The organism is Duganella radicis (assembly GCF_009720825.1).
Taxonomy (GTDB): Bacteria; Pseudomonadota; Gammaproteobacteria; order Burkholderiales; family Burkholderiaceae_D; genus Rugamonas; species Rugamonas radicis.
The window spans coordinates 55,061-66,897 of record NZ_WNKY01000021.1; the positions used below are offsets into that span (position 1 = coordinate 55,061).

Consider the following 11,837-nt stretch of genomic DNA (forward strand, 5'->3'; position numbering starts at 1 on the left):
ATAGCGGCCGTGGCTTTGCGATCTGCAGGCGGCCGCGCTTGAATGATGAAGTTTCATAAAGCAATTGATCGTAGTTTTTTGACATCCCATTTGCAAAAGGAAATTGTAAATATGGTAATTATTCGCTAAGCTAGTCGTTCACTTTTCCGGTCCGAGAGGTCCTCATGGAATCCCATGGTTCACTATTGCTGGCTTTGTATCGCGGCGCGCGCACCATGCCTACCAGCGACTACCCCGACTTCGCGCTGGGATTGCTGAAAACGGCCATTCGCTTTGAAAAAGCGCGTTTCACCGTCGCCGAGTTGGGGCAAGGGAGCGTGACGGTGCGCTCGATGTTGCTGCATAACGAACCCGATGGCATGTTGCTGGATTGGGTGGCGATTGCGCGTCAGGACAGCGTGGTCGATGTCGCGCGCGCCAATCTGGGCCGTGCCATCAACTATCATGCCAGCGCCTTGTTTGCCGGCCCCGACACCGCCCTGATGCGCGATTACGCGGCGCGCTACGAGCATCGCAATGGCTTGGTACTGATGCAGCGTGATTCATTCACTGGCCTGTACGAAGCGTTGGCGCTGTATCGCGCGGGCGAGTACGATCATTTCAGCGGGGCGGAGCAGCACACCATGCAGCACCTGGCGCAACATGTGCAGGAAGCCTTGCACATCAACCAGCAGACGATGAGTGGCCAGCCGGCACAAAGCGATCTGGCAATTGTGGATTTCGACGGCGCGGTGCAGTTCTGCGGCCCGGCCTTCCACACGCTGGCACAGCTGGAGTGGCCCGATTGGCAGGCGCAGCGACTGCCGGCCGCGTTGATGACGGCGCTGTCCGCCCCGGACGGCGTCTATGCCGGGCGCCATTTGCTGGTGTCGTGCATGGTCCATGAGCGCTGGTTATACCTGCGCGCGCGCAAGCATTTCAAGTTTGCCCAGCTGTCGCCGCGCGAAATGGAGGTGGCGCGCAGTTTTGCCAGCGGCCTGTCTTCCAAGGAAGTGGCGCAGCAACTGGGACTGGCACCGGCCACAGTGCGCAACTTCCTGCAAAAGGTGTATCAAAAGCTGGAAGTCAGCGATAAGGCGCAACTGGCGAACGCCATTATGGCCAGTAACGTGCCCCTGCGCCGCCCCGCGCGCGGAGCGGCGCAGGGAGACCAACAATGAGCTACCGTTATTTGTTCCTGCATGGCGGTCCGGCCATGGGCGCCGCCATGGAGCGTGCGCTATATCCCGAGCGGATCGATTGCCACTGGTGGGACCAGCCGCGCCCGGTGGTCGGCGCGCGCCGGCCCTGTCAGGATTTATGCGATGCCGCGGAAGTCGAGCTGCGCCGCCAGGCGCAATTGCATGGCCAGCCGCTGACGCTGTTGGCCAGCTCATTCGGCGCCGTGCTGGCCACCCATCTGTCACGTGTGGCGCCGCGGCTGATCGCGCGCATTGTGTTGCTGAGTCCGGTTGCGGAACTGGAGCAGGGCTTGCTGCGGGTGGCGCGCCGCGTGGCGCAGTTGTCCGGCCAGCCGGCGCCGGCGCTGGATGCCGCGCTGGCGCGTCACGATCAGGCGCCGGGGCGCGAATCGTACTGGGCCGTATTTCATGCATTGCTGTCGCACCCCGCGCTGGTGAAGCAATACTGGCTGCCCGGTTCGCCGCGCGCGGACTGGTTTGCGCAGATGCTGGCCTTGCCTGAAATGTTCGACCTGGCCGCCCACATGGCGATCGCTGACGATTACCAGCGCACGCCGCTGCTGCCGCAAGCCGTGCCCTTTCGCGGCCCGGTCGACATCATCCTTGGTGTGGCCGACCCCTTGTTCGACCCGGTCGAAGCGGCCGCGTGGTGGCGCCGCTGTTACCCGCAGGCGCAGGTGCGGCTGGCGCCGGCCGCGCATTTCCCGCATCTGGAATGGTCGCTTGACGCCTGCCTGGCGTAAGTTTTTTCAGCGTGTGGTTTTTTGCGTAGTTGTTTCAAGCACTTTATTGCCCTCTATTTTCCTGCGGCATATGATCGTTGCAGAGAATAAAAATATTCCGGAGGGGAGAGCAATGAAGAAGTCGTTGACGCTCAAGAGCACGATCTGGCTGTTTCTGATCCTGCTGACCATGCTGGCAGGCCTGACGCTGTGGGGCCTGATGCGGATTACAACTGCCCAGAACAACGTCAGCGCCGCCAACGCCGCGCGCTATCAATCCTATCTGCTGGCCGATGAGTTGCGGCAGAGCTCCGACGACCTGACCCGCCTGGCGCGCACCTACGTGGTCACCGGCGCCCCCGACTATGAAAAGCAATATGGCGACATCGTCGATATCCGCAACGGCAAGAAGCCGCGTCCCAAGGACTATGAGCGCATCTACTGGGACTTCGTGGCCGCCGGCGATCCCAAGCCCAGCCCGGACACCGCATCCATCCCGCTGCTGGACCTGATGAAAAAAGCCGGCTTCACGGAACAGGAACTCGGCAAGCTGCGCGAAGCGGCCGCCAATTCGGATGATCTGATCAAGGCCGAAACCGTGGCGATGAACGCCGTCAAAGGTCTGTACGCCGACGATGCCGGCAATTTCACCAAAAAAGGCGCGCCCGACGCCGAACTGGCGCGGCGCCTGACGCACGACGCCAACTACCACAAGAACAAGGCCAAAATCATGAAGCCGGTCAACCAGTTCCTGGAGATGCTGGACCAGCGCACCGGCCGGGCGGTGGCCGAAGCCGAAGCCGCCGCCGCGCGGGCGCTGCGGCTCACCCTGAGCATCATGAGCTTCTCGCTGCTGGCCTCGGCGGTGGCGATGTATTTCCTGTACCGTAGCCTGATGCGCCAGCTGGGCGGCGAGCCGGCGTACACGGCCGGCATCGTGCAGGAGGTGGCGGCCGGCAATCTGGCGATCAAGGTCGAGCTGCGCCGGGGCGACCGCGGCAGCCTGCTGCACGCCATGAAGGCCATGGTCGACAAGCTGTCCTCGGTGATGGGCGAGGTCGGGGAGAGCGCCGTGGTGCTGACCCGCGCGGCGGAGGAGATCAGCGCCACCTCGCAATCGTTGTCGCAAACCACCAGCGAGCAGGCCGCCAGTGTCGAACAGACTACCGCCTCGGTGGAGCAGATGAGCGCCTCGATTGCGCAGAACACGGAAAACGCCAAGGTCACCGATGCCATCGCCAGCCGCGCCGCCACCGAGGCGGCCGAGGGCGGCCAGGCCGTCAGCTCGACCGTGCAGGCCATGCGCCAGATCGCCCGGAAGATCGCCATCATTGACGACATCGCCTACCAGACCAATCTGCTGGCGTTGAACGCCGCCATCGAAGCGGCGCGCGCCGGCGCCCACGGCAAGGGCTTTGCCGTGGTGGCTTCGGAAGTGCGCAAGCTGGCCGAGCGCAGCCAGGTGGCGGCGCAGGAAATCGACCAAGTGGCCGCCAGCAGCGTGGAGCTGGCCGAGCGGGCCGGGCATCTGCTGGGCGAGATCGTGCCCAACATCAAGAAGACATCCGACCTGGTGCAGGAGATCACCGCCGCCTCCGAGGAGCAGAACGCCGGCCTGGCGCAGATCAACGCGGCGGTCAACCAGGTCAATGTGGTCACCCAGCGCAATGCCTCCGGCTCGGAGGAGCTGGCGTCGACGGCGCAGGAAATGAGCCGGCGCGCCGAGGAATTGCAGGAGGCCATCGCCTTCTTCCGTCTGGCCGCGCCGCGCTGAGGCCGCTTGGGCGTAAATCTCACACTATTACGCGATTCCTATGGACGAGAAACTTTCCACTCGGTATTCTGAGTGATGTTTCTTGACCAAGTTTGAATAGAGTAGAGGTTGATTATGAGCAGCGAAAACAAAGCAGTTGTCTACGGCACGGAAGACCTGCTGGAGAGCCTGTGCAAGTCGGTGACCAAGGTATTGGAAGCCGCGACCCAGAACAAGGTGGTGTACTCCGGCATGGTGCAGCGCATTACCAAGATCGGCCTCAAGCCCGACATCGGTTGCTTCGTGCTGTTTGACGGCGGCTTTACCGGCCTGGTGGTGCTGAACTTTGCGGCCGGCACGGCGATGGAAATCTATGAGCGCTACATGCTCAACATGGGCATGCCGAAGTCGGAACTGGCCGGCTCCCACACCTCGGACGAGGTGGCCAACATCATGGGCGAGCTGATGAACCAGATCGTCGGCGATTTCACGGGCAAGGTGCGGCGCGAGCTGCAAACCAACATCACTCAGAACCAGCCGAAAATGCTGGTGCTGAACAAGCAGATCGTGCTCAGCGTCGACACCCCGCTGGACCGCCCGGAAATGCGCCGCGTCAGCTTCTACACCGAGAGCGGCAACGTGTTCTATCTGGAACTGGCGATCGACCGCACCGAATTCATCCGCCTGCACGACTTCGACGCCAGCGAGATCGACGACCCGGACGCCTTGCTCGACCAGCAGCGCGCGGCCCAGCAGGGCGCCGCCGCGCCAGCCCCGACGGCTGATAACGACGCCGACGAGCTGCTGAAATCGCTCGGCATGTAACCCTTCCCACACGGCCAGCCCTGCGCTGGCCGTGCTGCTTTTGTGGCAATTTTCCTACAATTGCCGGCCCTGTCTTCCGCCCGATGCCTCCCCGCCAAGCTGATCGATACCATCATTTGGTGGCGAATGCGACACGCCTAAGCCACTGAATATTCAGTCTTTGCATATGATTAACCGAATTTCCAACCGTTAATTTGGGTTCAGTTATATTCAGCTTGCAATACGTGGTATCAATCTGAAAGAATATCGCCTTTCAAAAAAGTCAGTGCACTATTGATAGCTGCTACAAGCGCTGCACCGCATAAAAGAGAAAGCAGGAGACACTGTTTTTAACTCTTTGCACTACATTTAAATCGGGAAATTGAATGATCAAACTGTCGAAGATGCACAAGCGCGTACTGGCGCTGAGCGCCGTATTGCCTATCGGTGCCGCCATCGCCCAAACCACTGAGCCGCAACTGGAAACCGTGACCGTGACCGCCCAGCGCCGCGCGGAAAACATCAAGGATGTGCCGGTGTCCGTGACGCTGCTGAACAACGAGAAGCTGGACGTGCTGCTGTCCGGCGGCCAGGACATCCGCTTCCTGGCCGGCAAAGTGCCGTCGCTGAACGTGGAATCGTCGAACGGCCGTACCTTCCCGCGCTTCTACATCCGCGGCTACGGTAACACCGATTTCTCGACCTTCGCCTCGCAGCCGGTCTCGCTGGTGTATGACGACGTAGTGCAAGAGAACGGCATCCTGAAAGGCTTCCCGGTATTCGACGTGGCTGGCGTGGAAGTGCTGCGCGGCCCACAAGGCACCCTGTTCGGCCGCAATACCCCGGCCGGCGTGGTCAAGTTTGAGTCGGCCAAGCCATCGCTGGAAAAAGTCGAAGGCTACTACAGCGTCTCGTGGGCCTCGCACAACACCACCAACCTGGAAGCGGCCGCCAACGTGCCGCTGTCGAGCGAGTGGGCCATGCGCGTCTCGACCCTGCGCCAGCACCGTGACGACTTCGTCGACAACACCTACACCAAGCAAGTGGACTCGCTGGAAGGCTACAACGAACACGCCGAGCGCGTGCAGTTCCTGTACAAGCCGAACGCCGCCTTCAACGCCCTGTTCAACGTGCACTCGCGCACCACCGACGGCAGCGCGCGCCTGTTCCGCGCCAATCTGATCAAGAAGGGCACCAACGACTTCGCCGACGGCTACGACTTCACCAAGATCTCGACCGACGGCCTGAACTTCCAGAACCTGCGCACCAACGGCGCCAACGCCCGCCTGACCTGGGACCTGGGCGCGGTCAAGCTGTTCTCGATCACCGGCTACGAAGGCGTGGACAACTACTACACCCGCGGCGACATCGACGGCGGCTCGCCAGCCAACCCGCCGCGCTTCCCGGTGCAGACCGCCGGCGGCATCACCGACCTGAAACAGTACAGCCAGGAATTCCGCGTTGAATCGAAGAACGCGGGTCCGCTGAACTGGCAGACCGGCGTGTACTACTTCAAGGAAAGCGGCACCGGCTTCAGCGACAACTTCGACAGCACCACCCAGGCGCAAACCTCGGACCTGACCAGCCACCAGAACAACACCGCCTACGCGGCCTTCGGTTCGGTGACCTACGACGTGTCGAGCGACTTCACCCTGCATGGCGGCCTGCGCTACACCCACGACCAGAAAGACTTCCGCACCGTGAACGCCTGGAACGTGACCCAGATCGGTCCGAAGTCGGTGGACGTGAGCAAGAACAAAGCCAACTGGGATCTGAGCGGCACCTACAAGATCAACAAGGACGTCAGCGCCTACGGCCGCGTCGCCACCGGCTTCCGCGCGCCGTCGATCGCCGCCGCCTCGGCATCGGTGCCGATCACCGTGGCCGATGCGGAAACCATCACCTCGTTCGAAGCCGGCATCAAGGCCGACCTGTTCAACCGCCGCGCCCGCGCATCGGTGAGCGTGTACGACTACGACGTCAAGAACCAGCAACTGACCGTGGTGGGCGGCACCTCCAACGTGACCAAGCTGATCAACGCCGCCAAGACCGTCGGCCGTGGCGTGGAAGCCGAGATCGAAGGTTTCGTGACCCCGGACTTCAAGGTCACCCTGAGCGGTTCGTACAACTTCACCGAGATCAAGGATCCAAGCCTGTACGCCGCCGTTTGCGGTACCTGCACCGTGACCGACCCGCTGGTCAATGGCCGCGCGTCGATCGACGGCAACCCGCTGCCGCAGGCCGCCAAGTACATCGTGAACGCCTCGGCGCGCTACAACTGGCCGCTGGCCGATGGCAACCTGTTCGTGCTGACCGACTGGTCGTATCGCAGCAAGATCAACTTCTTCCTGTACGAATCGAAGGAGTTCACCGGCAAGGAAATGCTGGAAGGCGGCGTGCGCATCGGTTACAACTGGGATGGCGGCAAGTATGAAGTGGCTGCGTTCGGCCGCAACATCACCAACACCCAGCGCATCATCGGTGGCATCGACTTCAACAACCTGACCGGCTTCGTCAACGAGCCGCGCCAGTTTGGCGTGCAGTTCCGCGGCGGTTTCTAAGAAATTGCCGATCAGCCTAGACAGCTGAAAAAGGGCCGTATATAATGCGGCCTCCTTTCCCTGATAGCTCAGTCGGTAGAGCGACGGACTGTTAATCCGCAGGTCCCTGGTTCGAGTCCAGGTCGGGGAGCCAGAATAAGAGAAGCCCAGCCTTTTGGTTGGGCTTTTTGCTTTGTCAGCGCAGGAAAAGCTGTACCGCGATGCCAATCACAAAAGCCATGGTGGTCACTTGCGCGCCGATCAGCCATTTGGTCAGCTGGTCGATCTTGGCGTCGAGCCGGTCTATCTTGGCTTCCAGCCGCTCCAGTCTCGCGTCTTGCCGATCCATTCTGGCGTCTTGCTGCTCCATCCTTCCATCTTGCTGATCCATCCTTGTATCTTGCTGATCCATCCTGGCGATCAGAATTTGAACCGCGCCTTGAAGCTGGGCGCTGAACATGCTTTCCAGCCGCTTCGATTCCGCCTCGATCTTTGCGTTCATGCGCTGCTCAAGGGCGTGCAGGCCATCGCGAAACTCACTCCGCAACCTTTCTTCGGTCAGCGCAAACTGCGTCTGAACCGCCGCGAAGCCACTTTCCATCTGCTGCCTGAGCAGCGCGTTGTCACATTGCAGATCCGTCACAGCTTGCTCCACTTTCGTCAGGCGGGCTTCGTGATCATCATACGCCGGTTGTGCGCGCGATTCGTTTGGTATGGCCGTCATGATTGGACTCCTGCGTGGGAATCCCTCCATTGTTCCGAAGTTGACACTCGCCGCTTTGTTCACAATCATCGGAAGCCGAAAGTCGCTCCGGGATCTTGCTCAGATTGTCGTTATCTGGCATGTTGATGTTTTTAAAACTTCAATATGACGTCCACGCCACGTTGGACTGAAGGAGCCCATGAACAAGATGCGTTTTGAAGTGAGGGCCGCGTTCGTAATGGGTGTCGCGCTCCCTGCGTTAGAAACCATTCGAAGAGGAATCAATTTCGACAACATTCCCGCTTACCTCGATGATTACCTGATTGGGGCGTTCCTGTTGTACGCGGCACGGGCTGTTGTGCGAGGATCTCCGCGAGGGAAGGTCTTGTTGGTCGCCGCGTGGGCTATGCTTTGTGGTGGATTCTTCGGCAGTTTCCTCTATCAAGTTCGCAGTACCGCGGCGACTGATGTGTCAGGCTTCTCGAACGGATTTGTCATCGTTGTCAAAGGGAGCCTGTATCTTTTGGCGATTGCGGCGTTGGTCCGTTCTATTGATGCGGTTGGCATGTCCAATAATTCAATCCAACGGACGCCTGACGGTGCCGCTGACTAAACCACGTGGACCAACTCAGTTAAGTCATCTATGAAACGATCTTTGTCTAAATTTCTTTCCGTCGGTTCGGGCATGGCCATCGGGACGCTCATATACACCGGCCTGCTCAGTTCTGCTCACGAGTTCGATTTCGCCCGGGCTGCATTCGTTGGCTTGTTTGGCGGAATCGCCGCTGCAATGTGGCCGCAAAAGAAGTGATGGCGCATAAAACAGCCCAACCATTTCATCGACACGGATGCGCTGACGCGCGCCGGTTCATTTAACGACACCAGGCGACGAGGAGAGCATGCCTAAACCCTGCTTGGATTTCATCACCTGCAGGGTTGGTTTTCCGAGCCGCGTCTATTTCATGTGATTTTTACGATTGGAAATTTCAGCGCTGTGTTTTGGGGACTAGCCTGCCTGATCTATTCGCAACAAAGGACAAGTCGTTAAGGGGAAGATATGAGCCTGATCGCCATGCTGGCACTGGCCGCCGCGTCCGCAACGCCAGTACCGTACACGCTGATCGAAGGCCAGGTACGCGGCGATGTGCAGCCTGACGGGAATTCGATTGTCATCGAGGGACCGAAGGAATTGCTGGTGATCGACACCGGCCGCCATCCCGAGCACACTGATAAGATCATTGCGCTCGCCAAGGCACGCAACAAGCCGATCACCGCCATCGTCAATACGCACTGGCATCTCGATCACGCGACTGGCAATGCGCGCATCCGCGCCGCGTATCCGGGCGCCAGGCTGTATGCTAGTACCGCCGTGGAAGGCGCATTGCATGGCTTCCTGATCCGCGATGTCGACAAGGCCAAGGCCAGTCTGGATGATCCGGCCGTGCCCGAGCTGCGCAAGATCGATACGCGGCTGTACTTGAAGGCGATCAGTGATCCGGCCAACCTGATTCCAGACCAGCCAGTCAACGGGCCGATGTCGATCCCGCTGGGCGAAAGCGAGCTGCAACTGCATCTGGCCCGGCATGCCGCAACCGAAGGCGATGTCTGGGGGCACGACCCGGCAAGCAAGACGGTGTTCGCCGGCGACCTGGTGGTGGCGCCTTTGCCATTCTTCGATACCGGCTGCGCGGAAGGCTGGCGCCAGGCGCTGGCCGAGATCGATCAGCTGGATTTCCAGACGCTGGTGCCGGGGCATGGCCTGCCGATGGACCATGCGGCATTCTCCAGTTACCGCAAGGCCTTCGATGCCTTCACCGCCTGCGCCGAAAGCAGCCAGCCGACCGCCACTTGTGTCGCGACGTGGATGCAGCAGGGCGCGGCGTTCGTCGCCATGCATCCGGACCCCAAGTACACCGAAGCGGCGCTGGGTTATTATGTTGATCGCATTCTGCGCGTGCCGGCCAAGCGCAGTGAACTCTGTGGCAAGTGAGGATAAACATGAGCAAATACCTGATTTCCTTCCCCAGCGCGGCAATGGTGGTTCCTGATGATGAGTGGCAGGAGGTGGGCCGTGCCGCGCACGCTGTGATTGAGGAGGCCAAGGCGGCCGGTGTCTACGTCTTTGCCGGTGGCATAGACGAAAACACGGCACCGGCGCTGGTATCGGCCGACGGCACGGTCGAAGAGGGCGGCTATCCTTGGGCACCGCCACTGGACGGCGGCTTCACCGTGCTGGAATTGCCATCGCGCGCGGACGCCATTGCGTGGGCCGCACGACTCGCCAAGGCATGCCGCTGCGCGCAGGAACTGCGCGTCTTCATGATCGATCCACAGCTTTGAGTTCGTCCATGCTTTTGCCGCCAGCGCTGCGGATCGAGAACCTGGCGGCTGCGCATCTCGACGAACTGGCCACGGTCTTGCTGCATCCCGCCGTCTGCGAGCACATCGAGGACGAGTTGCCATCGCTGGACGAATTCAAGCTGGGACTGGAGCGCGCCATCGCCGGGCCTGCCGGCTCGGCCATGGACGAAACCTGGCTTCACTATCTGGTGCGCGATGTGGAAGGAACGATGCTGGGACGGCCGGAAGCCACCGTGCATCACGGGATAGCCGAAGTGGCTTTTGTTTTCGGCCATCGGCATTGGGGACGCGGCTACGCGACCGCCGGCTTGCGCTGGCTGCATGATGAGCTGGCACGCAACCACGCGGTGAAGGCGTGCTGGGCCACGACAACGCCGGCCAACTATCGATCGCAAGCGCTGTTGCGGCGCTGCGCTTATGTGCCGGCGGCGTTGCCGGAGTGCCCGCTGTACAGTTATGCGCCGGGCGACCTGGTCTTCCGGCGCTAATCAAGCTTACCTGGCGAGACGGGCCGCCACTTCGGCGACGCGCTTGCCGTAGGCTTTGGCGGTATCCAGGTCGCCTTGCGGGATTTCATCCACGCTGGCATCCGATGGCGATTGCACCAACAGGCCGACCGAGCCGCCGAGGTTGTTCACGTCGGTGCGTTGCGCGGCTTTGGTGTTGGCCGGCATCAGACCCAGGCTGACCCAGATGCCGCCGTGTTGCGAGGCCAGCGTCTGCAAGGCGATCAGCGAGACTTGCTTGTCGCCGTTGAGGCTGGCGCTGTTCGAGAAGCCGCCGAAGACCTTGTCCTGCCAGCCGCGCGTAAACCAGACTTTGGAAGTGGCGTCGGCAAATTTCTTGAACTGCCAGCTCGGGCTGCCCATGTAGGTTGGGGTGCCGAAGATGATGGCGTCGGCCGCCGCCAGTTTTTCCCAGCCGCCTTCCGCCAGATTGCCTTCGGCATCGATGGCCAGCAGTTCGCCGGCCGCGCCTTCGGCAACGTATTCCGCCACGCGTTTGGTATGACCGTAGCCCGAATGGTAGACCACAATAACCTTGCTCATAACCCCCCCTCTTGAATGATGAGTTCAAAGTGTAAAGGAGGGATGGCGGCCTGATAAGTACGTACTAAAAGGTTAGTGACCGACTGCCGGCGCTGTGCTTATGCTATCCTGATCGAAAATGACCGACCGCGAAAGGAGAAGCGCATGCATCACCTGGGAGTGTTTGACTGGATTTTTGTCGCCATGATGGTGCTGTGTTTCCTGATTCGCGGTCCATGGGAGTTCCGTAACAAGCAGTCCAGGGCGGTGGAGTCGCGTGACAGCGGCAAGGAGCGCTTCAATTTGCTGCTGGTGTTCACCGGTTCGATCACCATGCCGGTGCTGTACCTCGCCACGCCCTGGTTCGACTTTGCCAATTACCAGCAAAGCCTGCCGCAAGGCGTGCTGGGCGTGGCGGTGGCCGCAGTGGGCGTGTACATATTCTGGCGTTCGCATCACGATCTCGGCCGGCTGTTCTCGCCCAAGCTGGAGATGAAGGAGGCGCACACGCTGGTCTCCAGCGGTGTCTACAGCAAGGTGCGTCACCCGATGTACACCGCCGTGTTCCTGAACGCGCTGGCGCAGACGCTGTTGCTGGCCAACTTCGTGGTCGGCCCGGCCTTCCTGATCGCGTTTTCCATTCTCTACTTCTCGCGCATCGAAAAGGAAGAGAAGATGATGCTGGACCACTTCGGCCAGGAGTATGCCGATTACCAGAAACGCACCAAGCGCCTGTTTCCGTAGT

At 60.7% G+C, this 11,837-nt stretch carries 13 protein-coding genes and 1 tRNA gene; 12 read left to right on the forward strand and 2 right to left on the reverse strand.

The genetic code is table 11. The annotated features are described in order from the left end of the window. Positions 1 to 164 precede the first annotated feature (164 nt). The 6 genes from GM676_RS18640 (at position 165) to GM676_RS18665 (ending at position 7,154) form a co-directional block, all read left to right on the forward strand. Positions 165 to 1,160 (forward strand): helix-turn-helix transcriptional regulator, encoded by a 996-nt coding sequence (locus GM676_RS18640; protein ID WP_155465358.1) that lies wholly within the window; start codon positions 165 to 167, stop codon positions 1,158 to 1,160. After that, on the forward strand, positions 1,157 to 1,924 hold the full coding sequence (locus GM676_RS18645; RefSeq protein ID WP_155465359.1) for an alpha/beta fold hydrolase: 768 nt from the start codon (positions 1,157 to 1,159) through the stop codon (positions 1,922 to 1,924). The genes GM676_RS18640 and GM676_RS18645 overlap by 4 nt, the downstream gene beginning before the upstream one ends. A 112-nt stretch (positions 1,925 to 2,036) precedes the next feature. Beyond that, positions 2,037 to 3,677: a methyl-accepting chemotaxis protein gene (locus tag GM676_RS18650; protein ID WP_155465360.1), complete on the forward strand. Its 1,641-nt coding sequence runs from the start codon at positions 2,037 to 2,039 to the stop codon at positions 3,675 to 3,677. A gap of 114 nt (positions 3,678 to 3,791) precedes the next feature. After that, positions 3,792 to 4,481, forward strand: a complete 690-nt coding sequence (locus GM676_RS18655) for a DUF3334 family protein (RefSeq protein ID WP_155465361.1) — start codon at positions 3,792 to 3,794, stop codon at positions 4,479 to 4,481. A 365-nt stretch (positions 4,482 to 4,846) separates the two neighbouring features. Further along, entirely contained in the window at positions 4,847 to 7,021 is a 2,175-nt protein-coding gene (locus GM676_RS18660; RefSeq protein WP_155465362.1) for a TonB-dependent receptor, read from the forward strand. A gap of 57 nt (positions 7,022 to 7,078) precedes the next feature. Further along, positions 7,079 to 7,154, forward strand: a tRNA-Asn gene (locus GM676_RS18665). Positions 7,155 to 7,196: 42 nt separating this feature from the next. On the opposite strand, the gene GM676_RS18670 is transcribed toward GM676_RS18665, so the two are convergent. Further along, complete coding sequence (locus GM676_RS18670; RefSeq protein WP_155465363.1) at positions 7,197 to 7,724, reverse strand: hypothetical protein; 528 nt, start codon at positions 7,722 to 7,724, stop codon at positions 7,197 to 7,199. 178 nt (positions 7,725 to 7,902) lie between these two features. Here GM676_RS18670 and GM676_RS18675 point away from each other — a divergent pair, with 178 nt between their 5' ends. The 5 genes from GM676_RS18675 (at position 7,903) to GM676_RS18695 (ending at position 10,552) form a co-directional block, all read left to right on the forward strand. Continuing rightward, a complete protein-coding gene (locus GM676_RS18675; RefSeq protein WP_155465364.1) occupies positions 7,903 to 8,316 on the forward strand; it encodes a hypothetical protein in 414 nt (137 codons plus the stop codon). Positions 8,317 to 8,346: 30 nt separating this feature from the next. Next, positions 8,347 to 8,514, forward strand: a complete 168-nt coding sequence (locus GM676_RS18680) for a hypothetical protein (RefSeq protein ID WP_155465365.1) — start codon at positions 8,347 to 8,349, stop codon at positions 8,512 to 8,514. A gap of 246 nt (positions 8,515 to 8,760) precedes the next feature. Continuing rightward, positions 8,761 to 9,693, forward strand: a complete 933-nt coding sequence (locus GM676_RS18685) for an MBL fold metallo-hydrolase (RefSeq protein WP_155465366.1) — start codon at positions 8,761 to 8,763, stop codon at positions 9,691 to 9,693. Between the two features lie 8 nt (positions 9,694 to 9,701). After that, positions 9,702 to 10,043 (forward strand): YciI family protein, encoded by a 342-nt coding sequence (locus GM676_RS18690; RefSeq protein ID WP_155465367.1) that lies wholly within the window; start codon positions 9,702 to 9,704, stop codon positions 10,041 to 10,043. A gap of 8 nt (positions 10,044 to 10,051) precedes the next feature. After that, positions 10,052 to 10,552, forward strand: a complete 501-nt coding sequence (locus GM676_RS18695) for a GNAT family N-acetyltransferase (protein WP_155465368.1) — start codon at positions 10,052 to 10,054, stop codon at positions 10,550 to 10,552. A gap of 6 nt (positions 10,553 to 10,558) precedes the next feature. Here GM676_RS18695 and GM676_RS18700 read toward each other — a convergent pair whose 3' ends face one another. Continuing rightward, positions 10,559 to 11,113, reverse strand: a complete 555-nt coding sequence (locus GM676_RS18700) for a flavodoxin family protein (protein ID WP_155465369.1) — start codon at positions 11,111 to 11,113, stop codon at positions 10,559 to 10,561. Positions 11,114 to 11,257: 144 nt separating this feature from the next. Here GM676_RS18700 and GM676_RS18705 point away from each other — a divergent pair, with 144 nt between their 5' ends. Next, a complete protein-coding gene (locus GM676_RS18705) occupies positions 11,258 to 11,836 on the forward strand; it encodes a protein-S-isoprenylcysteine O-methyltransferase (RefSeq protein ID WP_155465370.1) in 579 nt (192 codons plus the stop codon). Position 11,837: the final 1 nt, after the last annotated feature.

What these genes read in the sequence shown, in the direction of transcription:
- GM676_RS18650 (WP_155465360.1), top strand. Translation starts at nt 2,037, where the DNA reads ATGAAGAAGTCGTTGACGCTCAAGAGCACGATCTGGCTGTTTCTGATC.
- GM676_RS18705 (WP_155465370.1), top strand. Translation starts at nt 11,258, where the DNA reads ATGCATCACCTGGGAGTGTTTGACTGGATTTTTGTCGCCATGATGGTG.
- GM676_RS18640 (WP_155465358.1), top strand. Translation starts at nt 165, where the DNA reads ATGGAATCCCATGGTTCACTATTGCTGGCTTTGTATCGCGGCGCGCGC.
- GM676_RS18670 (WP_155465363.1), bottom strand. Translation starts at nt 7,724, where the DNA reads ATGACGGCCATACCAAACGAATCGCGCGCACAACCGGCGTATGATGAT.
- GM676_RS18700 (WP_155465369.1), bottom strand. Translation starts at nt 11,113, where the DNA reads ATGAGCAAGGTTATTGTGGTCTACCATTCGGGCTACGGTCATACCAAA.
- GM676_RS18685 (WP_155465366.1), top strand. Translation starts at nt 8,761, where the DNA reads ATGAGCCTGATCGCCATGCTGGCACTGGCCGCCGCGTCCGCAACGCCA.
- GM676_RS18680 (WP_155465365.1), top strand. Translation starts at nt 8,347, where the DNA reads ATGAAACGATCTTTGTCTAAATTTCTTTCCGTCGGTTCGGGCATGGCC.
- GM676_RS18655 (WP_155465361.1), top strand. Translation starts at nt 3,792, where the DNA reads ATGAGCAGCGAAAACAAAGCAGTTGTCTACGGCACGGAAGACCTGCTG.
- GM676_RS18695 (WP_155465368.1), top strand. Translation starts at nt 10,052, where the DNA reads ATGCTTTTGCCGCCAGCGCTGCGGATCGAGAACCTGGCGGCTGCGCAT.
- GM676_RS18660 (WP_155465362.1), top strand. Translation starts at nt 4,847, where the DNA reads ATGATCAAACTGTCGAAGATGCACAAGCGCGTACTGGCGCTGAGCGCC.
- GM676_RS18675 (WP_155465364.1), top strand. Translation starts at nt 7,903, where the DNA reads ATGAACAAGATGCGTTTTGAAGTGAGGGCCGCGTTCGTAATGGGTGTC.
- GM676_RS18690 (WP_155465367.1), top strand. Translation starts at nt 9,702, where the DNA reads ATGAGCAAATACCTGATTTCCTTCCCCAGCGCGGCAATGGTGGTTCCT.
- GM676_RS18645 (WP_155465359.1), top strand. Translation starts at nt 1,157, where the DNA reads ATGAGCTACCGTTATTTGTTCCTGCATGGCGGTCCGGCCATGGGCGCC.